We start from the raw sequence: 26,149 nt of genomic DNA, 5'->3' as shown, positions 1-26,149 counted from the left end.
ACAATCGCATTGTTAGTCGAAACAATCGCATTGTCAGCCGAAACAATCGCATTGTCAGCCGAAACAATCGCATTGTTAGTCAAAACAAAGCCATTGCAACTCCAAAAGACTTGTGTGTAAAGTGTAGCGCCTGTGGGAAGGAGATTAAGAGGAGCCAGTGCAGTATTCTCCCTTCTCTACGAGACGCTCCGCGTTCGCGTAGCGTTCCGTTCGCGGAGCGTCCCGTAGGGAAGGAAAGGCGCTAGCCTCTCCCTTTAGGAGAACTAGGGTGTATACAGAAGTCGAATTACCCCCCTTAATCCCCCCGTTTATTGGGGGGAAACAGGAATCTAGTTCCCTCCCCTTGACAAGGGGAGGGTTAGGGTGGGGTAAAACCGTGATTTCTCAGCTATTTCAGACTTGTGTATACACGGTAGCTTTGGCAGAAGGGGAGATCCCATCGCCCTTGGTGTCTCCCCAAGTCGAGCATCTGGCGTGTGGGGTTCTGCGAGTTTAATTAAGTAATTAAACAAACATAATACAGCGTATTTCAGGTAAATGAAGTACACGGGTAGGGGCACAACATGTTGTGCCCCTACAATTATCTGTACCTCACCTTGGCGTAGCCTCTCGTAGAGAAGTTGCAATCTGCTGTATGAAGCTAAAGTTTCGAGTTTTGATCTCGGTGTTCCGAGGCACTGTTTGGGTTAATATATTGAGTCAGCAATTTAGAACCCATACTCTGTATAGAAACGAGATTAAACATTCTCATCCAGAATAGTTCCTTCTATATTGGCTCCATCCAAATTTGCTCCGCTCAAATTTGTCTGGCTCAAATCTGCTTGAGTGAGATTTGCCTGGGATAAGTCGGCTACAGTTAAATCTGCACCACTTAAATCGGCTCCATCTAAATTCGCCGCTATCAAGCTTGCTTCCTGCAAATCTGCCTCACTCAATTTAGTTTCAATCAGTTTAGCAACCGTCAAATCAGCGTGACTCAAATTAGCTCCATCCAAATCTGCTCCATCCAAAATTGCTCCATCCAAAATTGCTCCGCTTAAGTTACTACTACTGAGATCCGCATTGCTCAAATCTGCTCCATTTAAGTCTGCTTCAATCAAACTGGCATGGGTTAAATTAGCGTGACTCAGATTAGCTCCATCTAAAATTGCTCGGTCTAAAATTACGCCACTGAGATCGGCTTCTCTTAAGTTGGCCTCGCTCAAGTTGACACCAGTAAAGTCTCTGACACCTGCGGCATAGTTTTTCAGGAGTTGATCTGCTTTCATATCTGTCGCTGTGCTAAGGAACGTTTAACTAATTCGTAATGGGCTTCTCTACGAGACGCTATCGCGAACGCCCCGCTACGCTAACGTAATTCGTAATTTTTGAGTGTAATTTTACTTTGTTTATACATGGCTTTGTTTCAGTTTGGGTCTAAATAAGAGTCTGAAATAGTCTTTATTAAGAATTACGCTAGCGCAGCAGTAGCCAGTTCGCAAGCGTCATTATCAATTACAAATAATATTGGACTATCCAGACAGTAAATCTTCAGTACGCGCCACGGAGGATTAGATATTGAATTACCTTTATCCAGATTAGCTATTCTTAATTACTGGCGCTACTACCTAGAGTTGTGAATTAATTTCATACTTGGGAGGGATGTTGCTCCCCTTAAAAATTTAAGCATTAGTGCAAAGCGATCGCTATACTCAATTGTGTGTTCGTCTAGCAGAGGTTATGGCAAAACCAATTGGTATTCTTTTGCAGACTACAATTCTTACAACTGAAGATAACTGGAGTATTTTTCGTTTCTCGATGTTGTTACAAGATTATTTAGCAATACAGTTCAGAATTAGCAACAAAATCCTGATGTAGAGACGCAATAAATTGCGTCTTTAAAGACCAATTAATTATTTGAAGTCATTAGTCATTGCTCAACCGTAAATCCACTGCGATACCTAGTATTTTCGGTATCGCAGCGGATAGTTCATGTTTCCCCACCAACCACTACATCTCGAATTCGGAGGCTAGGACCACCACAACCCACTGACAAGCCATTTTGCCCTCCCTTACCACAACCGCCAGATTCATCCCAATAAAAATCATCACCAAGTGCCTCAATATCCTCTAAAGTTTGGAATACATTTCCCGAAAGCGTCACATCGCGGACAGGTTCAGCAATTTTGCCGTTCCTAATCATCCACGCTTCCCCAGCACTAAAGGTGAACATTTCCCCATTCGTCATCCCACCCAACCAATTACGGGCATAAACTCCTTCTTTGATATCGGTGAATAAGTCTGCAACTGGTGTTTTACCCCGTTCAATCCAGGTATTTGTCATCCGCACAATGGGTGTAAAGTGATAGTTAAGACAGCGGGCGTTACCCGTAGGCGCTTCCTCCAATTTGCCAGCAGTTTCACGAGAATGTAAACGTCCCACTAAAACTCCATCTTTAATTAGTTGAGTAGTAGTAGCAGGCGTGCCTTCATCGTCGTAAAAATAGCTACCGCGATGTCCCTCTGGAGCCGCACCATCAAAAATTTGCAGTTCTTCTGGGCCAAACCGCCGTCCGATGGTCATAACTTCCAGCAGATCGGGGTTTTCGTAAGCCATATCAGCCTCAGAAAGATGCCCGAAGGCTTCGTGGACGAATAAACCCGTGAGAATTGGATCAATGACTACAGTGTAAGTATTGCCTTTGACCGGTGGTAGAGATAAAGCGGCGATCGCTCTTTGAGCAGCACCTTTTACCTGTTCATCCAAACCAGTTAAATCTTCGTAAGCTTTGCGAGAGCCAGTAGTTTCCCGTCCAGTTTGTACGGTTTCGCCATTTCTGGCGGTGGCGGCAAAGCGCATTTCCATATCTACCCAAGATTGCTCGATTAAAGTACCTTCTGAAGTAGCAATGATTACTTTTTGGGCGCTGTCACCGTAACGCACCGAGGTAGTGGTAATTCGGGGATCGAGGCTTTTAAGCAATTGGGCATAGCGATCGCACAATTGTTTTTTCTGCGAGAGTGAGACATTTCGGGGGTCAGTACCTTTTAGGGGTAGAATGCATACTGCTTGCACCGGGTCAATGGGTGCAAGTAAAGTTTCTTCATCACCAACCATCCGTGCAGCTGCGATCGCTTCTTCTATGCGATCCTTAATTGTTGCCAGCTGGTTAAAGCAGCTCAACCCCCATCCGCCTTTATAACAAGCGCGAATATGTCCACCAATGGAGATGCCTTCACTGAGGGTTTCTACCTTGTCGCCACGCAACAAGATATCAGTCCCTTCTGCTTCTTCAAGGCGAATCATCAGATAATCTACACGCCCACAGTAGCGAGCGATCAGGTCAGAAAGTAAATTTTGTGCGTCAGCAAGTGTAGTCGGCATTTCCAATTAGTAACAATGACGAACTGCATTTATTTTGCAATTATTTGGGGAATTTCTGCTAATCAATATTATGAGGAGATTAGGTACTGGGGGAGATGATACCATTTTAGATTTTAGATTTCGGATTTTAGATTTTGGATTGGGAATTGCCTTGGTGCGTCTGGCTTGGTGTGAATCCATCTGTCGCAATCATTTTTCAAATTGGTATGAGTGAGTGAAAAAACAGAGGAGAAGTTGCAGTAAGTTTTTCCTCTGTGCCCCTTTGCAATTCTGCCTCTTGTACCCAATCTCCAACCCCCAATCTTGAGTTACGGTGGGTAAGAACTCAATGATGTGCTAAGATAATCAAGTGAGAATAAAATTCGGTTACATTCTTTGTTTTTAGTATTGACAGGCTTTTCCCTTTTGGTCTTAACAAGCTTGCCTCCGAAATCTAAATCTCTACACACCTATGATTTTGGAGATAATGCATGTCAATTTATGTAGGTAATCTATCCTACGAGGTCACACAAGATGACCTCAATTCTGTGTTTGCCGAACACGGTACTGTAAAGCGGGTTCAGTTACCTACTGACCGTGAAACAGGACGGCCACGCGGCTTTGCCTTTGTAGAGATGGGCACAGAAGCTGAAGAAACAGCTGCCATTGATGCTCTTGATGGAGCTGAGTGGATGGGACGCGACCTGAAAGTCAATAAGGCTAAACCAAAGGAAGATAGAGGTGGTTCTTTTGGTGGTGGCGAGCGCCGCGGCAGTGGTGGTGGCGGTGGATACAATAGATCGCGCTACTAAGCTTTAAGATCAAAAATTAAGTTTTAACGTCTAAAGGGCAGAATCATTATCTGCCCTTTTTGCGCTCCGGTCTTACTGGATGGCTTAAATTGCCCAGTACCAATTAAGTAGGAGATGATAAATGACCCAAGTATTTGTGGGCGAAAATGAAGGAATTGAGTCAGCCTTACGTCGATTTAAGAGGGAAGTTTCCAAAGCAGGTATTTTTCCAGACATGAGAAAGAATCGTCACTTTGAAACGCCTTTGGAAAAACACAAGCGCAAAGAAGTCGCTAGACACAAACAACGCAAGAGAAATTTCCGTCGTAATTAACTATTAGCGATACCTCCGGTTAGTTATGCTAACACACTCTCATTAGATTCTTAGCTATCGAAAAGGCGATCGCTGTACTCCAAAGGAGAATCTAATGAGTAAGTTTTGAACTTCAAAACCTTTTCTGATATAAGCTATCTTTGAACCTCGCATGACTAAAAGTCACGCGATTCCTGCTTCAACGATCTCCGCCTGGATGACTCCAGGACTTACAATTTCTCCACAGGCGTTTAACGCCTCCGGGATACCCACGGCGGCTATTAATCTTAACCCCTCACTCAGAATATTTAAACTTGCATTTACATCTCTCAAGTTGTGATTACCACAACTTGGGACTTGCACCATTCGCGCAAGTTTAAATTCTTGACTAGTGGGTTGATAGAACCACAATAGTTGCAAGTCTGAGATGAGGGATAAAACGTGCCAACTTTCTGTACAAGTCTATCGTGCCACAAAGCTTTATACTCAAGCATGGTAACAAATTTTTACCAACTAGCATCTGAGATACTTAAGGCTAGTTTATGGTTTTTTACCATATTCGTAACACGCAAATCTTCAATACAGATAATGCTGTTTTCTTTGATTAAGCGGGTTGATAGCTTGTTCAAAAAGTCATCTCTCAAATTCGTAATCGGTGAGTATGTACGAGCCAGCTTGATTTTCGCTTTGACTCGATTACTACTACTTTTTACACTGCGGGATAGTTTTTTATGGTATGAGCGTAACTTCCTTTTTTGAGTTCTATAATACTTCGGATTGTCTACAACTTCACCGTTACTGGCAACAAGATAAGATTTAATTCCCATCTTGTTTTAATGCTAGAAAGTGGTTATACACAAACCTTGCACAACCAATACTCTTGTTAATTAAGGCTTTTTGGTTGTGGTTAGCAATGAGCGTAACTTTACTCATGACTTCTAGTCACGAGTGTGCGGCTTGCAGAAATCAAAATTATTATAAATTTGTTTGAGTTACTCAGAATTTCCAGGGGTAACTAATCAGAAAATAAGTCAAAAATATTCTTAATCATAAGCTGTACCAATCAATGCCAATAAAAAGCCCTCAAGCAAAGATGAGGGCTAGTACCGCAAGGCGGAAGTCAAAAGTCAAAAGTCACGCATAATTGTATTTCAAGCTCTTGCGCCATTTGAAATGGTATGTTCATTTACGCCATGCTGTACTAGGCAGTTTTTTTGCTAGAGATATCAGCTCAATTCCTTCTAAGCACGAGCACGCGTAATCTGAGTGGTATCAAAGTCTTGTAGCCGAGTCATATTTCCACTGTTCTTATCAACAATATACACAGCATTAGGTGTCTCATATCTCATAGCTCCAAAAGCGAGGAGTTGACCTGTTGCAGAGCAAACCAAGCCTTGTAAGCCATTATTCCATGCTTGACCATTAACTTTCAATTGTCCTAGTCTGATGGGCTTTTTTTGATTTGAATCTAGCTGCACCAGAGTTGTATCACCATACGCACCAACTATAGAGGTATAAAGTATTCCATCTGGGCACTCAGCTAGATTGCTGACCCGCTCATCGTCCAGGAATTTAACCTTACTAATAGAACTTATTTCTCCTGTTTGAAGGTTAATATCTACCAATCTGATCGGTGGTGTACCGTTTTTCTTACCTACTAAACCAATGAGTCGCCCATCATTAGTACCTAGCAAGCTTCCAAGCTGTTGATTTTGTTTAAGTCCTGAGACTATCAAAGTTTTTACAGGCGTACCCAAAAATGTAATGCGAGTAGGTGTCGCCTCTCTCCGACTAATCGCAACAGGAGTAATGGCTACAACAAGTGTGCCATCGCTTAAAGAGGTAAAACCACTCAATATCTCATTAGGCTCTAATAGAGGTGTACTTTTATCCGTAAGTACTTGAGCCTTTCCTGTAACTAAGGATTGCAAAACTAGTCCTACAGGCTTAATATCTGTGCGAATATCTGTGCTTACACTGTTTAGGGCAGTGTTCTCTACTAATTCAGTGGTGTTTACCTCTGTAATAGCCGTTTGGTCAGTAATAACCATCGGGCTGGAACCTATACCTACAATATTTAAACTTGGTGTTTCTGCCAAGGCTTTCTTGGTGAGATAACCAAGTCCAGATACCACAGTTCCAGCAAGTGCCAACTGTCCAAACTGTCGACGTGATAGCTTGTAATTCATATTTTCCTTCCTAGAATTAATGACTTTTATTAGGTAGCAGTGCGAACATAAACAGATAAGGCTAATATATTTGCGTCCAGGTTGCTACTGAGGGTGTTCCATTGTTGTCACTAATAAAAAGCATGTACCAGCCTGGGGGTGCGATGTTTCGATTGTTTATTACCGTGACCTTAAGAGAAGTAGCGTTTCTAGAAGTAATGGGTGCATCCACTAACCTTTGTTCTGTATCGCAAGAATGGGTGGTTGCCATTGGTCTAATAAAACTAACCCATTTAATATTCGCAGCCTGGGGTGTCTGAATTGTAAATTGCTGCCCGTAGGTCACTGTTTGAGGAGCGCTCTGAATAACTGGTCGTGATCGTGACATATACGCAGGACTGTAGATTTCTAATCGCAGTTCATTGACCCTCCGTTGAGGGTTCCCCCCAGCTGTGACGACCCTACCATCTGGTAGCAGCAAGGCCACCGAGTGATATACGCGAGGGACATTTTGTTTAGCTACTACTGTCCAAGTATTTGTAGCTGGATTGTAAATTTCTGCTGGCAGCATTGATTGTGTTGTATCCTCATTCATTTTGCTACCATTGCAAACAAATACTGTGCGATCGGGCAACAAAACTGCGCTGTGATGCATCCGGGCATAGTTTAAAGGCTTTGCTGCTACGTAAGTTGGATTAGTAGCTTTTAAATCGACAATATTTACCCTCTTTGTTGCTGTCTTACCACTACCCCCACCGAGAATCATCACCTTCTGATCTTGTGCAGGTGGTAAAAGCACACTGGCAGCTTGATCGCCAAAAGCTATGTCTTGCAGCCCTGTCACCACTTTTTCTGTAATGGATTGTGTAAATGTCTCTGGCAGGGTTAATATCCTTGGTGTAACTCCAGTGCCACCCATCTGAGCACCTGAATAAAAAACTTTTCCACTACTTAGTAGAAACAGATGCGCGTATGCCGGTAAAGCACTCGTTGTTGGAAAAGCGTTCCAACCATTTGCAAAGAAAGCAGAATAAATTTCTGGTTGTATATTAAGCTTGCCATCTTTATCCAGCCCAGACACTGCTAAGACTCGACCGCTGCCTAGTGTTAACACAGTAGGATACCAGCGACCATTATTCATTGATAGTATCTTGACCCATTTCTCAGCAATGGGATCGAACATCAGAGCATAGGGTGAACCATAAAATGGGTCATAGCGCAAAGTTCCACCTGCAACTAGTAACTGACCATCAGGGCGGAAGGAGTGACCAGCGCAAAAAAGATCCATAGGTTGCTTGTTACTATCCAATGGAGGCGCTTGACGGGAAAAGGTTCCCTTGTTTACATCCCAGACCACACTGTCATAGGGAGTATTTAACCGAGTGGGATCGTTACCTGAGCCACAGAAAAAGAATACCTTACTAGTACGAAATAGAGCAGCATGTATAGGTAGGATTGGAGCACTGTAGGACAATACTTGCCATTTATCTGTAGTAGTAGCTACAGCAATGGAAGTTCCTAAATCTCTTTCCTCTTGAAGGTTAGTCTTGTTATTAGGTTGAGTCACTTTATTTACAATTCTTCCTACGTGAACTTTATTTTTTGTACTTTATTTTATTAATTGATTTCTCAATTCATATCTATACTTCTTTAGGCTTATTTAGCGTTAAGATATGATGTGTTTATAATCAGGAAATGTAAAATCAGCTTTATCAATAGTAATTGCGGTGTCAATCATCCATTCTGTAGAGTATCTAAATTAAGCTTGAAATACATTGCTGCTATCAAGAATTTGTCATAACTTATTTTCTCACAGAAGAAAATCAACATTTTTGGTTTTGCGGCCTCAATTTGTGAAATCATCGAAAATCTCTAGTCACTTTTGGATAATCAGATAAATTAATAAAAAGCTTGTATAGTAAGGGTTTTGTAGGTTCAAACTAGCAATATTAATTTGTGAATGTATATTAATCAAGAATAATTATCCAAGACCATCTGTATCCCTACAACTATTTAATGTAGCGTATTACTTCAGCAACTGACCAAGCTTGAGCGATCGCTCCTCTGGGTGTGTGAGGTGAATCGCCATCAAAAATCTCAGAAATAGAACCAAGACAAGCGTCAAATAAAAAATGATCTTGCAAGGGTTGCCAATCAAAAGGCAGCGATTGTTGTGGATAAAAACGTTGCCAAGCACGAATATATGGCCCAATTAGCCAAGTCCAAACAGTGCCTTGGTGATAAGCGCGATCGCGTTGCTGTTGATTGCCCTCATATTTTCCTTTGTATTCAGGATCTCCTGGATCGAGACTGCGAAGACCATAAGGTGTGAGCAAGCTAGTAGTTGCCAAATCTAATATCTGACACCCTTGCTGTTCAGAAAACCCACAATGGTGTAGTGACAGCGCCAAAACAGCATTCGGACGAATTTGAAAATTCCGGCGATCGTCCGGCTCAATGGTATCGTACAGATAACCTAGCTGAGGATTCCAGAATTTTTGCAGTGAGGTTTTCACGTGTTGTGCTTGATTAGCATAACGCTGTGCTTGCTTAGTGAGACGCACTGGTGAGCCATACTCCATTTGGCTCAAGCGCTCTGCCCACTGACTCAGCCAACATAAAGCAGAATACCACAGCGCATTGATTTCCACTGGCTTCCCATAACGGGGTGTAACGGGGTGTGCCCCAATTACCACATCCATCCAGGTGAGAGCTACACCACGAGCATCCCAACTAACTAGCCCATCGGTAGCATCGACCTGGATATTAAAATGTGTACCACCGACAAATGCTTTATAGATTTGCTGTACTACAGAGAATTGCTCTGCCAAAAAATCCCAGTCTTGGGTAGCTTCTAAATAAAGTCCTAAAGTTTCAATCCACCACAATGCCGCATCAATACTGTTATAAATTGGTTCGCCATTGAGATCGGGAAATGCATTCGCAATCAAACCGTGACGACAATAATGCCCAAAAGTTCGCAATACTCCTTTTGCTAGGTCAAAGCGCTGTGGAACTAGTGCCAACCCTGGTAAAGCGATTAATGTATCGCGTCCCCAATCATTAAACCAGTGATAACCAGCAATGACCGTGGGGCCTGCAATTGAGGCTCGATAGACGATAAACTGATCGCTTGCTTTGAGTAGTTGTTGCCAGATTGGGGAGTGGGCATTGGGCATTGGGCATTGGGCATAAGAGGCAGAGGGGAAAAACTTACTGCAACTTCTCCCCTGCTCTTCTGCTCCCCTGCTCCCCTGCTCCCCTGCCCCTCTACTCCCCTGCTCCCCTGCTCCCCTGCTCCCCTGCTCCCCTGCCCCTCTACCTCCCTCTCTCCATCCAAAAATCTGTGAGAGCCTTTCTTGCTCTGCCTCCACAGCTTCTACGAAGGTTTTGAGGGTAAGAACACTTGGCACTGAGTCGGGAAAACCTACTCGTGCTTCTAAAGTCACCGTATCTCCTGGTTGAAGTGTGACTATCAAGTAACCAGGACTGTGGAGGTCTTCCTTGTCGCCTAACCCCCGTTTTGTTTCCTCAGACAATCCATAATCCCAATACCAAACTGCATCTGGTTGATAATTTCCTTGTGTCCAGCGCAAGTGCCAAGGTATGCCGAAGCGCCCAGAATTGATTGCTTGCAGACAGACTTGCTGTTGCCCTAGCAATTGTGAAAACTGTAATTCTTGACTAGCAGTTTGCTGGTGGTGAAAGTCACGTTCTGCTATCAACAGTCGCAACCGTAAAATCGCTGTTTCAGTTCCCTCGTAGCGATACTGGATTAAAATTCGATGGCAAAATTGAGCAGGGGCATTGGGCATGGGGCACTGGGCATGGGGGAGGCAGTGCGGTCTTGGGGTTTCCCCAAGTGGAGCAACTGCCGTCATGGGGTATGGGGCATTGCTTATCCCTCCTTGCTCCCCTTGTCCTCCTTGTCCCCAGCCCCCAGTCCCCACCAAACCATAGGGCATCACCAATTGTCTAGTTAATTGCCAGTTATCTTGACCCCAAGTCCATTTGGGAACTGGGTTAATATCAAAACGGCGTAGTTGTTCGTAGCCTGTTCGCTCAATCTGACCGTTACCCCAAACATTTGTCCCCAGTGCCATAACGCTCCCTAATATTTCCAAGCTAGCTTCTAGGTGCGAAAACAGCAGAGTCTTTCCAGAAGGTGGGTTTGTCGCGGCAAACAGCCAACCATGATAGGTGCGCGTGCGGACATCAGAAACTGTACCGCTGGCAAAACTTCCCAAGCCATTGGTAAGCAACCATTCTCTTGTATCTAAATCTGGCATTTGCTACTCAAAATCGTTATGAGTATGATATAGTCGTAACAGATCGTAATTAAACTGTGAGAGCGTAGATGGGTAAATTTTATTTGACCCAAATTCCAACGCTACTAAACTGATAAAGGAGAATTAGGTTAATGTCCCTTACTTACGGAACCGAAGGAAGCCTCCGCGTTGGTCAACAAGCTCCCGATTTCACAGCAACGGCTGTAGTAGATCAGGAATTTAAGACAATCAAACTTTCCGATTATCGCGGTAAGTATGTCGTACTGTTTTTCTACCCACTTGACTTTACCTTTGTTTGTCCTACTGAAATCACAGCATTTAGCGATCGCTACGAAGAATTCAAGAAAATCAATACTGAAGTCCTTGGGGCTTCCGTTGACAGTGAATTCTCTCACCTCGCCTGGATTCAAACAGATCGTAAGTCTGGTGGCGTTGGCGACCTGAATTATCCTCTAGTCTCTGACATTAAGAAAGAGATTAGCGCCGCTTACAACGTTCTTGACCCAGCAGCAGGCATTGCCTTGCGTGGTCTGTTCATCATCGATAAAGATGGTATCATACAGCACGCCACCATTAACAATCTAGCTTTTGGTCGTAGCGTTGATGAAACTCTGCGGACATTACAAGCAATTCAGTATGTTCAGTCTCACCCTGACGAAGTTTGCCCAGCTGGTTGGCAACCTGGTGACAAGACAATGAATCCTGACCCAGTGAAGTCTAAAGTCTACTTCTCTGCTGTCTAAATTTTGCTAGCGAAAAAACTCTAATCCAGCCTTTTGGAGTTGAAAGCAAAATCAATGAAAACTACAGATAAACAGAGATACGCATTAAACAATGTCAACCTCCGTATATATCTGTGGTTTTTTTTATAAAATTGTATTGTAAATAATCAAGGTTAAAAATATGCTGACTTCAACTGACTTTAGTGGCTTATTAAATGAGAGATTTTTCCGTAATTTTTTACCGGTTCCAGCTAGCAATCAACTCAGATTGGGAGTGGGAACACCTGACTTTCAATTGCCAGATATTACCAACGGAACTTTAGTAAAATTGTCTGATTATAAAGGCAAACAACCAGTGTTACTCGCCTTGACTCGCATCTTTACCGAAAAGCAATATTGCCCTTTTTGTTTTCCTCACATCAAAGCTTTGAATGAAAACTATGAGCAATTCAAAAATCGCGGTATAGAAGTTTTAATGATTACTAGTACAGATGAACGGCAGAGTCAAATAGTTGTCAAAGATTTAGGCTTAAAAATGCCACTATTGAGCGATCCTAGTTGTCGAGTTTTTCGTACATATCAAGCAGGACAAGCACTGGGAGCGCCTTTGCCAGCACAGTTTGTATTAGATAAAGAAGGAAAACTGCGCTACTGGCATTTATTTTCTTTTTTGGATCATAATGCTAGTGTTGAGACATTACTACAACAATTTAATTGACTATAAATATTCAAAATAAATTGCATTGGGTGCTGGAAACTAGGGATTAGGAATTGGGAACTATTAAGATTTGAATGGGAATTCAGTCCCTAATCAAATCTTAAGCCAATATAGAGACGCAAAATTAATGCGTCTCTGAATTTTACTTGTTTTAGCGATCACCACAAAAATCCCTTAATTATTATTTGTCGTTACCCACATCTTTTTATCTTTAGCTTCGTTGCTATTCAACCTCGGAATACAATTTCAAGGCTAATAGTTCAAGTTCTCTTAACTGGACTAAACAACAATTCATCTCAAGTTCGGTTAAACATTTATCCGAACATGATTCAAGTCCACTTGAGTGAACAGTAGCTCTGAGCTGCAGAACTTAAGTTCTAGACAAGATGTGGTTTAGCATAATACTTTGACTGTTACCAAAATGTGGGTAATGACGAGATTTTAGTTATGGGGATTCGGTTTTTGCTTATTAAAGCCTGAATTGGTTCAAATGACTACGGGGATTATAAGTACGTATAGCCCGGATTTTTTCATAATATTCCCGCTCTTGTTGGCTGAGGTCTTTTGGTGGAACGATCGCCACTTTCACCAACTGATCACCGCGTCCACCTTTGGGGAGGGGCCAACCTTTACCACGTAAACGTAGAGATTGACCAGAACGCACTCCTGCTGGTAGTTTGACATTAACTGAACCATCGGGAGTAGGTACATCAATAGACGCTCCCAGAGTAGCTTCATCTGGTGTGATTGGCACTTCGCATACCAAGTTATCACCTTCCATTTGGAAGAACGTGTGCGTCTGAAGTTCGACTTTTAAGTATAAATCCCCCCGTTGTTGAGTCATGGGGTTGATCTGACCTTTGCCCCGCACTCGTAGGCGAGTACCAGTTTTAGCCCCAGACGGGATGTTGACATCTATTGTTTCATTACCTAAACTGAAGCGCTTTTGCACACCATTAAATGCTTCAGCAAAAGTTAGAGCGATCACAGCTTCACTATCCTGGGTACTACCCGCACCTCCATCTTGAAACCCAAAATCGTTAAAGCTGCTGCTAAAATGAGTTGAGGTACCTGGAGAAGTGCGGTAAGAGTGACTTCGTGCCTGACTTTGGCGCCCTGCACCCGCACCACGAGGGATAGGACCACCAAAGCGTCCTAGCAACTCATTAATGAACTCATCAAAATTGCCGTATTGACTGAAGTCAAAGTTACCCATATCGGGACCAGCACCGCCAGATGGGAAACCTTCACCAGCTTGTTTCCAATATTGACCGAATTGGTCGTACTTTTTGCGTTTATCTGGGTCTGACACAACTTCGTAGGCTTCGCTAACTTCTTTGAAGCGTGCCTCTGCCTGTTTGTTGTTTGGGTTGACATCAGGATGGTATTTGCGGGCTAGTTTACGAAAGGCTTGTTTGATTTCCTCTGAACTGGCAGTCTTACTGACTCCCAAAATAGCGTAATAGTCCTTGAAGTCGGTTGCAGCCATCTACCAGCCTCCTATAGAAATTCCCGTTATGTTTTTTTTTAAGATGAGAGATGTTTAATTTGCCTGGTATAGTGCCAAACAAAAAGAATCTGATTTCAAATTAACAAAAAATATAGAAAATCAAGTGTGGTTCTCGCTCACCAAGAAATCGCAATTCCCGTACTCCGATTTTTCTGATAAGCGGCTTAGGCTGTCTAATCCTTCTTCCAGACTTGGGGGAGCATCCCGGAGTTGACGATGCATCCGCAAAATAATTTCTTCTGGAACTTGGCGCGATCGCTTTTTATTCCGTGCCAAACACAGCCAAACTGGTGTATCTACCCAAATTCCCCGAATGTGAGTAAAGCCCAGGTTACGGACTAAAGAAATGACTTCACGACGATGGCGGCGCTGGGCATTGGTGGCATCAAAAATAGCTGTATTAGTTGTGGAAATAGCTTGCTGAAATTGCCGCTCAATTTCGCGCCAAATCAGCAGCCACGGTCCTTGAACAGCTTGGGAACCGAACAATTGCCCCCGAATGGCATCTGTAGAAATTAGTGCCATTTGGGGGCATTCTGCCAGTAATTGTTTTGCCAAAGTTGACTTACCGCTACCTGGAAGACCAATCAGCAAAATGAGTTTAGTCATTAGTCCTTTGTCCTTTGTCCTTTGTCTTTTGTCTTTTGTTGCTTGTAACTATTAACCAATGACTAATGACTAATGACTAATGACTAATGACTAATGACTAATGACTAATGACTAAATGATGGTTCCATCAGGAATTACAGCATTTTTCAACACGACAACGATGCCACTACGGATGTAGAAACCTTGACTTTCTCGGTCAGCTTCTTGCACGTTATCTTTATTGATGATTTTGACATCGTGACCGATACTGGCGTTTTTATCAATGATGGCACCGCGAATAATCGAGTCAGTACCAATACCTACAGGAATTTCACCTTTTTCTACATTACATTGACGTTCTACAAAAGCTTGATAAAAATCTGCACCCATGAGTAGGGACTCTTCGATGACACAACCAGATTCAATTCGCGATCGCACTCCCAACACTGAATGTTGAATGCGGCAATTTTTCAAAATACAACCTTCGCCGATAATTGATTCTGTTACCTGGCAATCTAAAAGTTTACTTGGAGGTAAGTAGCGGGCACGGGTATAAATTGGCGCTTCTTCATCGTAGAAACTAAAGGGTGGCTGAGGCTGCTGAGTTAGGGCTAAATTGGCATGATAAAATGCTTCGATTGTTCCAATATCTTCCCAGTAGTCATCAAAAAGGTAAGCTTGAACGTTGTAATCTTTAGAGGCATCAGGAATAATTTCTTTGCCGAAATCAGTCCTTTCTATACCTTCTCTCAGCAACTTGAACAAAACATCTTTTTTAAAGACATAAATCCCCATTGAAGCGATGTAGGGCTGTTGCTGGGCTTGTTCTTTTGATAATCCCAGTACACTTGTATCAACTTGCATTTGGAGTAACGCTTCACCTTTTGGTTTTTCGCTAAAATCGATTACCCTACCAGAATCGTCAATTTTCATCAAGCCAAAATCTGAGGCGCGGCGCTCATCGATGGGGATGACTGAGAGAGTAATATCAGCCCCCGTTTCCCTATGGCGCTGGATAAACTGGCGATAATCCATGCGGTAGAGGTGATCGCCTGAGAGAATTAGATATTCTTCTACATCCCATTCTTCCATTAACCACAGGTACTGACGTACAGCATCGGCTGTACCTTGGAACCAGTTAGGGTTCTCTGGTGTTTGTTGTGCGGCTAGTACTTCCACAAACCCTTCATTAAAGCCAGTAAAGTTATAGGTACGGGCGATGTGACGATTCAGTGAAGCTGAGTTGAATTGTGTCAGGACGTAAATTTTGAATATTTCGGAATTTATGCAGTTACTGACAGGGATATCGATTAAGCGGTACTTCCCCGCTACTGGTACTGCTGGTTTAGCGCGTAGTTTCGTTAGCGGGTAAAGCCGAGTACCCGCGCCACCACCAAGGATGATTGATAATACTTTTTTCACAAAATTTCTCCAGACTGCCTTTCAACTCTCATCTTCAGTTTAGGACTGTCTGCCACCACAGGTAAGGGGGATCATCTGATTCTTTGGGATGAATTTTACAGAATGCTGCTGGTGATGGATAGCACTGTTAGGGAAAAACTAATTAGAACATTTGTATTAATTGAGATGAAAAGTGTAGGAAGTTTCAACTAGACCGCCCTCGTATGGAATTTTATCTCTATGAGAGACAGCTTGCAAGGGAAAGAGGTAAATCGTCTGTAACAAACCTCGTGATAAAAATAAATCTAAAAAAGTTCTATGTGTAATCCGTAAAAGATTGTTTTTATAGTGTATTCACTTACAGTCAGCTAAAAGTCACCTATTAAGAGGATATTTGAAAAGTCTAATTTATTACTAGCCTTGGCTATTAGAAGTCGCACGCCAGGTGCTTTAAGTTGGCAAAGCCGCTCAATGCACTGGCTCGGCTACACAGACAAAACCCACCTCCGTGAGTTAGAAAACTCTTAACTTTGAGTTAGTCCACGTTCGCGTAGCGTTCCGCAAGAAAGGTGGACTTTGCTTGTGTAGTAGGGAATTCTATTCGCCTAATACTTTTCAAACATCCTCTAAGTTAACTTCCTAACATATTTAAAAACAGGGTAACAGACATATGCCGAACTTTAGAATGGGTTGGTTGCCAGATCGTCCAGATTTTAGAGACTATTCTCTAGAGAACATAATCAAAGACTCTAATAACAAAGAAAGAATTAGACTCGAACAAGCAACTTTAGTAAATGATTGCACATTACAAATAGAGAACAAGACAGAAGTTCAAGAGAATGGGAAAGAAGATAAAAAGCAAACTAGCCTACTCTTACCTTTTAAAGAACCAATAGACCAAAATTCGGCAAGTTTGCAATATCCAATATCTTTATCTCCTGATGTCGATTTGCGGCAATGGTGTTCTCCAATTGAGGAACAAGGAAACCTTGATTCTTGTACAGCACTGGCTGGCGTTGCCTTGTTGGAATATTTTGAAAAGAAGGGAAATAACCAATACATAGATGCGTCCAGCCGCTTTCTCTACAAAGTCACACGAAAGTTAATGGGACTAACTGGAGATACTGGAGCATCGACCCGCTTTACAATGAAAGCGATGGCAATTTTCGGCATACCTCCAGAAGAATATTGGCCTTATAATGTTGAAAATTTTGACGAAGAACCATCTGCTTTTTGCTATGCCTACGCTCAAAATTATCAAGCACTTCAGTATTTTAGGCTTGACTTACCTCAACTTTCAAAAAAGGAAGCATTGGTTCAAATAAAAGCTTTTCTAACGGCTGGCTTTCCTGCTATGTTTGGATTTACAACTTATAGTTCTCTAGATAATAAAAACATCAAGAAAAGTGGAGAAATTCCTTATCCTACTGAGCATGAAAAGGTGACAGGTGGTCATGCAGTTGTTGCTGTTGGTTATCAAGATGATATGGAAATTAAGCATCCCACTGAAAATTGCACTACTAAAGGAGCTTTCTTAATTAGAAATTGCTGGGGTGAAGATTGGGGTGAAGATGGCTATGGTTGGCTACCCTATGATTATATATTAAGTGGGTTAGCTACTGACTGGTGGTCATTACTAAAGAATGAGTGGATTGATGAGGGACAGTTTGGCTTGATAGCTAAGGATGGTGTTCTACTAGGGGATAAAAGTAAAAAGGTTAAAAAGGATTCAGAAAACCAAGATTCTCGAACTCCAACTATACGGGTTCCTAAGGATGATAAATCTGTCTATGTTATTCCAACTCAGCAAAATCCCTCAAAAAAATAAGAAAACAAATCAATAATTAGTAATAAGAATCTTTTCATTTTTTGCCAATTGGACACATACCACCAGATTGGTTATTCATCCAATCTGGTATATTCTTATTAGTTTGTAAGTATTCTTTTAAAAAATCGCAGCTATAGTTTAACAATTTTTCTGCATCAGGAGCAACATCATCTTTTTTATCCAAGTGCCAGAGCCAAAGTCTGACAGTTCCATCATCACTGGAAGATGCTATTGTCTTACCATCATGACTAAATGCTAATTGATTAACCCCATTAGTATGTCCTTTTAGAGTTTCTAGCAAAAATCCTTCTTTAGTACTAGAACTTTGTGTAGCTCTATCTACATTCCACACATTAACAGTTTCATCATTGCCACCAGAAGCAAGTTTACGCCCGTCAGGAGAAAAATCTAACCCGTAGATTATATTACCAGTAGCTTTATTACTAGTATTGAAAGACACTAGTGGTTTGTTAACTCTAATTTTAGTATTCCAAATATTTATTGTACCTTTATTACCAGCAGAAGCAAGTATATTTGCTTGCGAACTAAATTTTACTACTTTTACTATCTGGCCCTCGCCCTGAAACCCAACAGGTTCTGGTTTATTACTTTTATTAAAATTGTTAAAATTCCAAAGTCTGATATGACCGTCATTACCTCCATAAACTATTTTTGAATTATCATAAGGCTCAAAGTCTAGACTATAAATTTCATAGTTTTTGCCAGCATCACTATTTTTTAGTTTTATAAAAAAATCTCTCATATTTAATTCATTTTCTGCTTGGGACTGCTTTTGTTGAACTTCAGTATTCCAAATTCTTATAATTCCGTCTTGACCAGCAGAGGCAATTAGTTTGTCATCATGACTAAAACTAATATCATTAACAGGCCCTTGATGCTCAGAAAAATCATTTATAAGTTTGTTTCTCTTAGATTCAATACTCCAAATTTTAACAGTTCCATCAAGACTTGCAGAAGCTAATAATTTACCATTATGACTAAATCTTAAACGCCAAAATCCTTCTTTTTGATGTGGGAGATCGTATAAAAATTTGCCATTGCTATCCCAAATTTTAATAATTCCATCAACACCACCGGATGCAATGATTTTACTATCAGGACTAAAACTTACACCATAAACGGAACCCTGATGACCTTCGAGCCGATTATGCTCCCCCACTTTATAAATTATTGATTGCAGTTGCTGAAGTTCTTCAGTGTGTTTTCCACCTATCTTTTTTAATCGCTGTAGTGCTTGTACACTTGCCATTAATGCTTCAATTTGTTTATTATTTTCAAAGAATGTTTGAGACTCTTTAATCCATTTATTTACCTCTTCCATTTTGACTAGTTCTACATTATGCTTTTCGGATTTAACCCACAACCCTGATAATGCAATTGATACAACTGCTAAAGCTGCAAATGCTTGAGTTCTTTGTCTTTGAGCTTTAACTTTGGCTTTTTCCTGTTTAACTTTTTCCCCTTCCGCGTTGGCTCTGGCTTCCGCCGCTTCTCGCAATTCACGTTCCTGCTCTAGTTGCGCTTGAATTTCTCTATCGCGTCTCTCCAAACTCTTATGCAAAAATTCTGATTCTAATGGCGTAAGTCTTGGCTGAGTCTTATTCACCCATTCAGAAATTACAGCCAATTTTGCACCTGTCAATAGTGCTTCATCTAATTTATTAAATCTTTGTAGCCATTCCTGGCAATCTTCCTCTAAAGAACGACTGAGACGAATATTCTCCAGATTTTCAGCAATCCAAGTATTTAATAATTTCCACTCAGATAAAAGTGCTTCATGAGCAACTTCAACCGTCTTTTCATCGGTGATAATTAAACGTTGTTGAGAACCTGCCAGTAATCCTACAACCCGTTGCAATTGTTGTGGAGAATCTGAAATTGCATCTAATCTATCCCAGCTAGCACGCCGCCGCGTCACTTCTCCAGTTTCACCTAACTGCACCAATTCCATAAACAAGCGACGTGCAAAGGCTTGATCTATAGTTGTTAAACTTTGATACAAAATCGTCGCTCGTTTATCTAAAGCTCCTTTAACCCCACCAATTTCTTCATAGCCTTTGCGGGTTAAAAGCGGTTGTGGCGATTCAGGTTCTTCAATGCAAACTCGCCACAACTCTTTAAGCGCGTATTGCAGTATGGGTAATGCACCCGGACGGTTGACTACATCGGCGGAAATTTGTGAAACTAAACCACGCTCAAATGTTACCCCATGTAATTTTGCTGGTTTTTCAATTGCTTCTTCTAACTCAGTAAAAGACATCGGTGTGACGATGAATGATGTGGGAGGAATGCTATTGATGAGAGTAGTGATTTCTAAATAGTCAGCACATCGATTTAAGAAATCACCGCGAATTGTCAAAATTATCCGCGTTTCTCCCTCACCCTTTTTTACTTCCTGTGCTATTAAACGAATAAAAGCTTTGCGTTCCTCATCGTCTTGACAAAGGGTAAATATTTCTTCAAATTGATCGATAAACAATAGATGTGGCTGATTTTGCTGCTGTTGTCGAGCTAAAATGTCAACTAATTTACCTAATGGATGCTCTCCTGGTGTAAAAGATGCGATTTCCCATTCACTGCTTCGAGGGAGGCGATCGCCTTTCAGTTGCGGTAACAAACCCGCTTTTACTAAAGAAGATTTACCACTACCTGAATAGCCAATTACAGCCAAAAATCGACTTTCTGCTAAACGCGAAATTAGTGTGCGAACTGCTTCATCTCGTCCACAAAAATATTGCGCTTGCTCTGATTCAAAAGCATAAAGTCCCCGATAAGGATTTTCCTGATTGAAAGCAATTTTTTCTCCTGTAGGAATATCTAACTGGGGATAAGTAACCAGAGTAATCGAACGTCCCCAACCCATGCGAATCGGCTCCTGTACGGAACCTTTCAATTCGTTACTGACAAAATCAAACAAGCGATCGCCACTTATTCGCCTACTACTACCTACATTTTCTATTGCCAATCCCTTAACAACTGCACCTGTGAAAATACTATATTCTTCACTTTTAATTACTCCAGCGCGTTCAAAGCCACGACAAGCTGTAATTAAGTAATAATCTTTTTGCGAACTGAAAGCGTTAAGAGTTCTTTCTATTAATTGTCTTTCTAGGAAATAGCCGCTATGACAGCAATCGAGTAGCATCACTAAACTACTCAATTGCGAATCTCGAATTAACTCGTTAAGACTATCCAGAGGAATGCCATATTTTTGTTCAACATTTTCGTTTTCTTTAAATTCAATCTGACAATCAGAACTTGCCAAATATCCCTTTTGTTGTCCCAAATTGTCCGAAATGGTAAAACCGTGTCCGCTAAAATAAATCAACGCTTCATTATTAGCAGCTTGCTCTAGCAGGAATGTTCTCAAATCTTGGCCAAGTTGAGCGCCAGTAACTTTTTGTGTTGCCATTTCATAGCCATTTTTCTCTTTATTCCAGCGCTGTGGTAGTCTTTGCACAGACTGGAAATCACCATATTGCTCTAGAAGTTGTGCTATAGCCTCAGCATCATTTGTAGTCTTCGACAAACGCGGTAATGATGGGCTGAGATACTCGGCTATGCCAATAACAAGCGCGTATCGTGCCATTTAACACACCTTGGGTTGGTAAATGCGGGATAATCTTGACAGACACAATCAATGGCTGTGTTACTAGAAACAATACCATCTGTTAGTTTTCTGCAAGCAAGCTGAAATTTATTCAGATACGTTACAAAACTTTAATCGAGGTAGCTTATGTCAGAAGTGCAGCAACTATTTTTCCAAGCAGATGGAGAGATTGAGCAGATTGAGATTAACGTCACAGCCACCGAAATAACTTCGGAAATTGATGAGGACGATGATGGCATAGAATACAAGGATGTCCGAACAGATGCGATCGCTCGGATGCAACAAGCTCGGCAAATGATTCGCTCTTATACTATTTATGCTCTTAGTGCTTTTAAAGACTTCAATACTGCTGAGATTGAAGAGGTAAGACTTAAATTTGGCATTAAGTTGGGTGGTAAAGCAGGTATTCCTTACATTACTGAAGGCTCTGCTGAAAGTAATCTGGAAATTGAGGTGAAGTGTAAGTTTCCAGAAAAACCAAAACCTGATTCACAGTAACAGCAAAAAATTATCTACACATTGTAAGGGTAGGCAATGCCTATTAAACACCCAACTTCGGTGTATTTATTCTCCTATTAACCAAACCTAATTGCTGCGATCGCTTCAAATACTTCACCCAAGATTGCTCTGACAACTGGGCAATGGCATTTGGTGACAGTGTTGCCGTGAAAATATCTTTGCCACTGCTAACACCACTGACACCAAAACTTTCTAAAACAGCAGTTGCAGCAGGGTTTAAAATTGGTTCAGTATGGATAAAAACTGCCAAACTAGTTTCTTCTGAATCTTGAACATCATTTAGCGCTGTAGCAAGAGCGGCATCTAGTTTCTGATAATTCACCAGCAACTCCTTGGTAAACAGGGTAGACATTTCTGCCTACCCTAACTTATCAAATTTATCGGTTGTTGTTACCTACCCTTGTACAGAAATAATATCCAGCTTTCTCAGTCTAATTACAGATTAGCTGCGTTAATGACTCCATAACCCCATTTGTCATCAAATGTGCCTGCGGGTTTTCCAGGAATTGCACTATTTTTACGTAGTAAGTCTTTCACAGCAGCCGGATCGAGTTTAGGATCGCGCTGCAACAGTAGTGCTACTAACCCACTAACAAACGGTGTCGCCATACTCGTACCAGCCTGAACCACAAACTTGGAATTAATCATTGATGAGCGGTCAAAATTAGCATCGGCGGAAAGTGTGGAAACGATCATTGCTCCTGGTGCTGCTACATCCGGCTTCTGTGCATCATTCCGTAGAGGTCCTTCACTACTGAATTCCGAAATAGTATCCAATTCTAACCCCATTTCTCGCACTTGGTTATCAATATCTGTGTATTTGGTTTTAGTAGTATAGGCAGCAACTGTAATTGCACTGCTGGCGGCTCCTGGCGAACCAATTTTTAAGGCATCCTTCACACTTTTACCGGTGAAAAACACTGACGAAGTATCATCTAGTGTCCACACATTTAAACATGTGTCAGTTGAAGAAGTGTTGCGGACTCGCAGCTGCCAAACACCTCCCATTACTTGCGAGGGGCCAATACCACGTATTTGCACAAAGAAATTATGGTCGCCGTTGGCTTGGTCTGGCGCTGGTGTCGCTAATTGCACCCGTGCATCTGGTAACTGATAATCTTGGGCGGCATTACCGTCAGTAATTATTTTTTGGAAGGGGGTAACAAAACCGTTAGGACTCCGCACAGATACTTCCAATTCGCTGTCTTTGGCATACCAAGCGTTTAACCAAACTATGCCTACTTGATTCAAAGGAACATTAAAGCGCATACCACGAGTGCGTCCACTTGGTATGGTCGCTTGTCCATGAATGTTATCGTTTCCTTCGTTACCCGCCGCACAGCAAACAATTCTTCCAGGGCCAGTTTCGGCATCAATCACTTTGGATAGGGAGTCGCTACCATCATGGGCATCAGCGTGTCCACCCAAGCTGAGATTTACCACTGCTGGGCGTCCCAACTCTCTAGCAACTCGGAAAATGTAACGCACACCATCTGCAATGTGGGCATCCTGTAAATCTGACCTGACGACAACTAATTCCGCTTCTGGTGCGACACCGCCATAACTAGCATCAGCACCAGCGGCAATGCCAGCGACGTGAGTACCATGACCGCCAGTATCTTGAGAAACTGTCAGTTGCGCTCCCGTAAATTCAGCCCCATAGCCGCCTTCTGTGACTCCTGGCCCTGGCAATGTTTGATCCCAAATGTGTAAAATTCGTCCAGCAAAAGCGGGGTGTTTCGGATCGATGCCACTGTCTATAATCCCGATAATTACTCCTTTTCCAGTCAGTCCGGTTTGATTCTTGAATTCCGGCAGTTTGACTGTTCCCATTGCAGTGTCCATCCTCAAATGGAGTTTGCGTGATGGCTTAATCCGCTGAATCACATCTTCTTCAGATAAGACATCTAGACTCTCTATGGGTAAGAAAGCTGTCCGCACACTCCCAGAGTTTTGATTGACTTCAATATTATATTGTGATAAATAACTTAAGTCTGCATTGGGGTCGCAGTAGATAAAAACGACGCTCTTAGTGGGCTTGACCGGGCTTTTATGGGCAATGATGCCAAGCGATCGCTTATGTGTAACTAAAGCTTGATCTCCTTCATTTTGATAGTCTTGATATGCCAAAAGTAGTCCAGGAGAAAGTTTTTCGTGTCTCATTTTTACCTCAAACTCAATTTATTTGCTGTCAACAAAGTAGTAGTTCTAGCAGGATAAGTCGCTCTAGCATTAACGCAGAGTATGCAGTTTTTTAGCTTTGATTATTTGATGCGACTATAGTTATCTATTTATTTTATAGATAACATCAAATAAGCTTAGGAGGTAAGAGTTATTCCTAAGACAATTGCTAATTCATAACTCATATTCTTAAATTACGTATCCCTCATAGTGATTTTCTGTGGTTCCTGAGACATCTTTGATCGGTTGCATCTAAGAATTACCGAAATCTAAGGTAACAGGTAATTTTTATGAAGCTATTAAACTAATCCATTGTCTGCCTAAATCATTACGGACAAAGTGAAAAAAATAAAATTAAGAATAATTAAGTAATAAATAAATTTATCAAAGAAGAATTCAGTAGTCAGAATGGGCTACGCCCCGCTGCGCTAACAGGAGTCAGAATGCATCAGTGGCAAGTCTATCTTGTTGAATTGTTAAAAACTAAAACAAAATAGTTAAGACTGATAACATTTGCGTATAAAACAGCATGAAAAAGCCTAAATCGCTAATGAATACTGAGAAATGACAGATTCTCTATCATAAGTAAGAGCCATAAAGAAGCTAATATTTGCAACGATCGCTTCTAAACATACAAAAAGTTATTCATGCAAATTCAAACACCAGACTGGGTGAAGCACGCTGTTTTCTACCAAATCTTCCCAGATCGTTTTGCCAGAAGCAAACAGCCGCGCAAACGGTTATTGCAGGAAGCCCGTTGGGAAGATTGGGACTCTATGCCAACCCTCCAAGGCTATAAAGGCGGGGATTTATGGGGCATCATGGAGGATTTAGACTACATCCAGAATTTAGGGATTAACGCGATTTACTTCACACCCATTTTTCAATCCGCTAGCAATCATCGCTATCATACCCACGATTATTATCAAGTTGACCCGATGTTAGGGGGCAACGAAGCTTTTAAGGAATTGCTTGATGCAGCCCATCAACGGAATATCAAAGTTGTTCTGGATGGGGTGTTTAACCATTCCAGCCGGGGCTTTTTCTTTTTCCACGACGTTTTAGAAAATGGCCCCCATTCACCTTGGGTAAATTGGTTCAAAATAGAAGGTTGGCCCCTTTCACCATATAATGGGGAATTTCCTGCCAACTACGTGGGTTGGGGGGGAAATCGTGCCTTGCCAGAATTTAACCACGATAATCCAGAAGTACGAGAATATATTATGGAAATTGCCGAATATTGGATTAAATTCGGCATTGATGGTTGGCGATTGGATGTACCATTTGAAATCAAAACTCCTGGTTTTTGGCAGGAATTTCGCGATCGCGTTAAGGCAGTCAATCCCGAAGCTTATATTGTGGGCGAAGTCTGGGGAGATTCACGTGAGTGGCTAGATGGGACGCAATTTGACGGCGTGATGAATTATTTATTTGCTGGGCCAACAATTGCCTTTGCAGCAGGCGATCGCGTAGTCTTAGAACAAGTCCAAAGCCGCGACTATCAACCCTACCCACCCTTATTTGCTGCCGAGTACGCCACCAAAATCCAAGAAGTACTGCAACTTTACCCTTGGGAAATTCAGCTAACTCAACTCAATTTGCTTGCAAGTCACGATACAGCCCGATTGATGACCATTGCAGGCGGCGATATCGCCAGTATAGAATTGTCAACTCTACTGTTGCTCACCTTTCCCGGTGCCTCCAGCATCTACTATGGTGATGAAGTTGGCTTACCTGGAGCAATAGACCCAGACTCACGTCGTAGTTTTCCTTTAGAGACTAACTGGAATCAAGAAATTTTCAATACTCACCGCCAGTTAATTGCCCTCCGCCACACTTACCCAGCCTTGCGTACAGGTGATTACCAAGTTCTCTTTGCTCAAGGGCAACTTTATATCTTTGCGCGAACTCTAGGGACAGAGGAATTAATAATTGCCATCAACGCTGGTACAAGTTCGGCAACAGCAAATGCAGATGTCGCCACTTTGCGTACTCAACCCAACAAACTTTTATATGGTAATGCTGAAGTTGAGTGGAATAGTAAAGGAGAAACTCAACAGTTGTCATTGACTGTTCCCGCACGCAGTGGCTGCATTCTGGGAGTGGGGGGTAGCGAGTAGGGAGTGGGGGACAAGGGGATAAGGAGA

Annotated in this window: 22 protein-coding genes; 7 read left to right on the top strand and 15 right to left on the bottom strand. The window is 41.9% G+C overall.

What is annotated here, in order from left to right; genetic code table 11:
- Nucleotides 1-737: 737 nt before the first annotated feature.
- A complete protein-coding gene (locus tag HWQ40_RS08415; RefSeq protein WP_292776545.1) occupies nucleotides 738-1,268 on the bottom strand; it encodes a pentapeptide repeat-containing protein in 531 nt (176 codons plus the stop codon).
- A 701-nt stretch (nucleotides 1,269-1,969) separates the two neighbouring features.
- Nucleotides 1,970-3,364, bottom strand: coding sequence for a TldD/PmbA family protein (locus HWQ40_RS08410; RefSeq protein WP_292776543.1), 1,395 nt, complete (start codon nucleotides 3,362-3,364; stop codon nucleotides 1,970-1,972).
- A gap of 470 nt (nucleotides 3,365-3,834) precedes the next feature.
- Between HWQ40_RS08410 and HWQ40_RS08405 the strand changes: the two genes are divergently transcribed.
- Both HWQ40_RS08405 and rpsU read left to right on the top strand, forming a co-directional pair.
- Nucleotides 3,835-4,155, top strand: coding sequence for an RNA-binding protein (locus HWQ40_RS08405; protein ID WP_292776541.1), 321 nt, complete (start codon nucleotides 3,835-3,837; stop codon nucleotides 4,153-4,155).
- A gap of 121 nt (nucleotides 4,156-4,276) precedes the next feature.
- Entirely contained in the window at nucleotides 4,277-4,468 is a 192-nt protein-coding gene (gene rpsU / locus HWQ40_RS08400) for a 30S ribosomal protein S21 (RefSeq protein ID WP_069073774.1), read from the top strand.
- Between the two features lie 162 nt (nucleotides 4,469-4,630).
- Here rpsU and HWQ40_RS08395 read toward each other — a convergent pair whose 3' ends face one another.
- The 7 genes from HWQ40_RS08395 to HWQ40_RS08370 form a co-directional block, all read right to left on the bottom strand.
- The gene (locus tag HWQ40_RS08395) at nucleotides 4,631-4,813 is read right to left on the bottom strand and encodes a hypothetical protein (protein ID WP_292776554.1); all 183 of its coding nucleotides are present in this window, start codon (nucleotides 4,811-4,813) and stop codon (nucleotides 4,631-4,633) included.
- Nucleotides 4,777-4,941, bottom strand: coding sequence for a zinc ribbon domain-containing protein (locus tag HWQ40_RS08390; protein ID WP_292776539.1), 165 nt, complete (start codon nucleotides 4,939-4,941; stop codon nucleotides 4,777-4,779). The genes HWQ40_RS08395 and HWQ40_RS08390 overlap by 37 nt, the downstream gene beginning before the upstream one ends.
- Nucleotides 4,942-4,953: 12 nt before the next feature.
- The gene (locus HWQ40_RS08385) at nucleotides 4,954-5,274 is read right to left on the bottom strand and encodes a transposase (RefSeq protein WP_292776537.1); all 321 of its coding nucleotides are present in this window, start codon (nucleotides 5,272-5,274) and stop codon (nucleotides 4,954-4,956) included.
- A complete protein-coding gene (locus tag HWQ40_RS35580; RefSeq protein ID WP_366933931.1) occupies nucleotides 5,264-5,380 on the bottom strand; it encodes a helix-turn-helix domain-containing protein in 117 nt (38 codons plus the stop codon). Before HWQ40_RS35580 ends, HWQ40_RS08385 begins: the two co-directional genes overlap by 11 nt.
- 308 nt (nucleotides 5,381-5,688) lie before the next feature.
- Nucleotides 5,689-6,636, bottom strand: a complete 948-nt coding sequence (locus HWQ40_RS08380) for a hypothetical protein (protein WP_292776535.1) — start codon at nucleotides 6,634-6,636, stop codon at nucleotides 5,689-5,691.
- 61 nt (nucleotides 6,637-6,697) lie between these two features.
- Nucleotides 6,698-8,182 carry a galactose oxidase-like domain-containing protein gene (locus HWQ40_RS08375; RefSeq protein ID WP_292776533.1) on the bottom strand — a complete coding sequence of 495 codons (1,485 nt, stop codon included), beginning with the start codon at nucleotides 8,180-8,182 and terminating at the stop codon, nucleotides 6,698-6,700.
- Nucleotides 8,183-8,624: 442 nt separating this feature from the next.
- On the bottom strand, nucleotides 8,625-10,904 hold the full coding sequence (locus HWQ40_RS08370) for an amylo-alpha-1,6-glucosidase (RefSeq protein WP_292776531.1): 2,280 nt from the start codon (nucleotides 10,902-10,904) through the stop codon (nucleotides 8,625-8,627).
- A 131-nt stretch (nucleotides 10,905-11,035) separates the two neighbouring features.
- Between HWQ40_RS08370 and HWQ40_RS08365 the strand changes: the two genes are divergently transcribed.
- Entirely contained in the window at nucleotides 11,036-11,647 is a 612-nt protein-coding gene (locus tag HWQ40_RS08365) for a peroxiredoxin (protein WP_069068387.1), read from the top strand.
- Nucleotides 11,648-11,807: 160 nt separating this feature from the next.
- The gene (locus HWQ40_RS08360; protein ID WP_292776529.1) at nucleotides 11,808-12,344 is read left to right on the top strand and encodes a peroxiredoxin; all 537 of its coding nucleotides are present in this window, start codon (nucleotides 11,808-11,810) and stop codon (nucleotides 12,342-12,344) included.
- A 469-nt stretch (nucleotides 12,345-12,813) separates the two neighbouring features.
- Here HWQ40_RS08360 and HWQ40_RS08355 read toward each other — a convergent pair whose 3' ends face one another.
- The 3 genes from HWQ40_RS08355 to HWQ40_RS08345 all read right to left on the bottom strand — a co-directional run bounded on the left by HWQ40_RS08355 (nucleotide 12,814) and on the right by HWQ40_RS08345 (nucleotide 15,864).
- On the bottom strand, nucleotides 12,814-13,833 hold the full coding sequence (locus HWQ40_RS08355; protein WP_292776527.1) for a DnaJ C-terminal domain-containing protein: 1,020 nt from the start codon (nucleotides 13,831-13,833) through the stop codon (nucleotides 12,814-12,816).
- A 120-nt stretch (nucleotides 13,834-13,953) separates the two neighbouring features.
- Nucleotides 13,954-14,463, bottom strand: a complete 510-nt coding sequence (locus tag HWQ40_RS08350) for an AAA family ATPase (protein WP_292776525.1) — start codon at nucleotides 14,461-14,463, stop codon at nucleotides 13,954-13,956.
- Between the two features lie 111 nt (nucleotides 14,464-14,574).
- Nucleotides 14,575-15,864: a glucose-1-phosphate adenylyltransferase gene (locus HWQ40_RS08345; RefSeq protein ID WP_292776523.1), complete on the bottom strand. Its 1,290-nt coding sequence runs from the start codon at nucleotides 15,862-15,864 to the stop codon at nucleotides 14,575-14,577.
- 649 nt (nucleotides 15,865-16,513) lie between these two features.
- Here HWQ40_RS08345 and HWQ40_RS08340 point away from each other — a divergent pair.
- A complete protein-coding gene (locus HWQ40_RS08340; RefSeq protein ID WP_292776520.1) occupies nucleotides 16,514-17,671 on the top strand; it encodes a C1 family peptidase in 1,158 nt (385 codons plus the stop codon).
- Nucleotides 17,672-17,705: 34 nt separating this feature from the next.
- Here HWQ40_RS08340 and HWQ40_RS08335 read toward each other — a convergent pair whose 3' ends face one another.
- Nucleotides 17,706-21,281, bottom strand: coding sequence for a caspase family protein (locus tag HWQ40_RS08335; RefSeq protein ID WP_292776517.1), 3,576 nt, complete (start codon nucleotides 21,279-21,281; stop codon nucleotides 17,706-17,708).
- A 147-nt stretch (nucleotides 21,282-21,428) separates the two neighbouring features.
- On the opposite strand from HWQ40_RS08335, the gene HWQ40_RS08330 reads away from it, so the two are divergent.
- The gene (locus HWQ40_RS08330) at nucleotides 21,429-21,800 is read left to right on the top strand and encodes a CU044_2847 family protein (RefSeq protein WP_292776516.1); all 372 of its coding nucleotides are present in this window, start codon (nucleotides 21,429-21,431) and stop codon (nucleotides 21,798-21,800) included.
- A gap of 43 nt (nucleotides 21,801-21,843) precedes the next feature.
- Here HWQ40_RS08330 and HWQ40_RS08325 read toward each other — a convergent pair whose 3' ends face one another.
- Both HWQ40_RS08325 and HWQ40_RS08320 read right to left on the bottom strand, forming a co-directional pair.
- Nucleotides 21,844-22,143: a hypothetical protein gene (locus HWQ40_RS08325; protein WP_292776551.1), complete on the bottom strand. Its 300-nt coding sequence runs from the start codon at nucleotides 22,141-22,143 to the stop codon at nucleotides 21,844-21,846.
- A 113-nt stretch (nucleotides 22,144-22,256) separates the two neighbouring features.
- Entirely contained in the window at nucleotides 22,257-23,984 is a 1,728-nt protein-coding gene (locus tag HWQ40_RS08320) for a S8 family peptidase (RefSeq protein WP_292776514.1), read from the bottom strand.
- A gap of 665 nt (nucleotides 23,985-24,649) precedes the next feature.
- On the opposite strand from HWQ40_RS08320, the gene HWQ40_RS08315 reads away from it, so the two are divergent.
- Nucleotides 24,650-26,122 (top strand): glycoside hydrolase family 13 protein, encoded by a 1,473-nt coding sequence (locus HWQ40_RS08315; RefSeq protein ID WP_292776512.1) that lies wholly within the window; start codon nucleotides 24,650-24,652, stop codon nucleotides 26,120-26,122.
- Nucleotides 26,123-26,149: the final 27 nt, after the last annotated feature.

Origin of the sequence: Nostoc sp. NMS9, assembly GCF_017114995.1 — a bacterium.
Classification (GTDB): Bacteria; Cyanobacteriota; Cyanobacteriia; order Cyanobacteriales; family Nostocaceae; genus Nostoc.
This window is presented reverse-complemented; position numbering and strand designations above follow the sequence as displayed.

Bases quoted from the DNA above. Each gene is read 5' to 3' on its own strand.
- HWQ40_RS08415 (WP_292776545.1), bottom strand. From the start codon at position 1,268: ATGAAAGCAGATCAACTCCTGAAAAACTATGCCGCAGGTGTCAGAGAC.
- HWQ40_RS08410 (WP_292776543.1), bottom strand. From the start codon at position 3,364: ATGCCGACTACACTTGCTGACGCACAAAATTTACTTTCTGACCTGATC.
- HWQ40_RS08405 (WP_292776541.1), top strand. From the start codon at position 3,835: ATGTCAATTTATGTAGGTAATCTATCCTACGAGGTCACACAAGATGAC.
- rpsU (WP_069073774.1), top strand. From the start codon at position 4,277: ATGACCCAAGTATTTGTGGGCGAAAATGAAGGAATTGAGTCAGCCTTA.
- HWQ40_RS08395 (WP_292776554.1), bottom strand. From the start codon at position 4,813: ATGGTGCAAGTCCCAAGTTGTGGTAATCACAACTTGAGAGATGTAAAT.
- HWQ40_RS08390 (WP_292776539.1), bottom strand. From the start codon at position 4,941: ATGCTTGAGTATAAAGCTTTGTGGCACGATAGACTTGTACAGAAAGTT.
- HWQ40_RS08385 (WP_292776537.1), bottom strand. From the start codon at position 5,274: ATGGGAATTAAATCTTATCTTGTTGCCAGTAACGGTGAAGTTGTAGAC.
- HWQ40_RS35580 (WP_366933931.1), bottom strand. From the start codon at position 5,380: ATGAGTAAAGTTACGCTCATTGCTAACCACAACCAAAAAGCCTTAATT.
- HWQ40_RS08380 (WP_292776535.1), bottom strand. From the start codon at position 6,636: ATGAATTACAAGCTATCACGTCGACAGTTTGGACAGTTGGCACTTGCT.
- HWQ40_RS08370 (WP_292776531.1), bottom strand. From the start codon at position 10,904: ATGCCAGATTTAGATACAAGAGAATGGTTGCTTACCAATGGCTTGGGA.
- HWQ40_RS08365 (WP_069068387.1), top strand. From the start codon at position 11,036: ATGTCCCTTACTTACGGAACCGAAGGAAGCCTCCGCGTTGGTCAACAA.
- HWQ40_RS08360 (WP_292776529.1), top strand. From the start codon at position 11,808: ATGCTGACTTCAACTGACTTTAGTGGCTTATTAAATGAGAGATTTTTC.
- HWQ40_RS08355 (WP_292776527.1), bottom strand. From the start codon at position 13,833: ATGGCTGCAACCGACTTCAAGGACTATTACGCTATTTTGGGAGTCAGT.
- HWQ40_RS08350 (WP_292776525.1), bottom strand. From the start codon at position 14,463: ATGACTAAACTCATTTTGCTGATTGGTCTTCCAGGTAGCGGTAAGTCA.
- HWQ40_RS08340 (WP_292776520.1), top strand. From the start codon at position 16,514: ATGCCGAACTTTAGAATGGGTTGGTTGCCAGATCGTCCAGATTTTAGA.
- HWQ40_RS08335 (WP_292776517.1), bottom strand. From the start codon at position 21,281: ATGGCACGATACGCGCTTGTTATTGGCATAGCCGAGTATCTCAGCCCA.
- HWQ40_RS08330 (WP_292776516.1), top strand. From the start codon at position 21,429: ATGTCAGAAGTGCAGCAACTATTTTTCCAAGCAGATGGAGAGATTGAG.
- HWQ40_RS08320 (WP_292776514.1), bottom strand. From the start codon at position 23,984: ATGAGACACGAAAAACTTTCTCCTGGACTACTTTTGGCATATCAAGAC.
- HWQ40_RS08315 (WP_292776512.1), top strand. From the start codon at position 24,650: ATGCAAATTCAAACACCAGACTGGGTGAAGCACGCTGTTTTCTACCAA.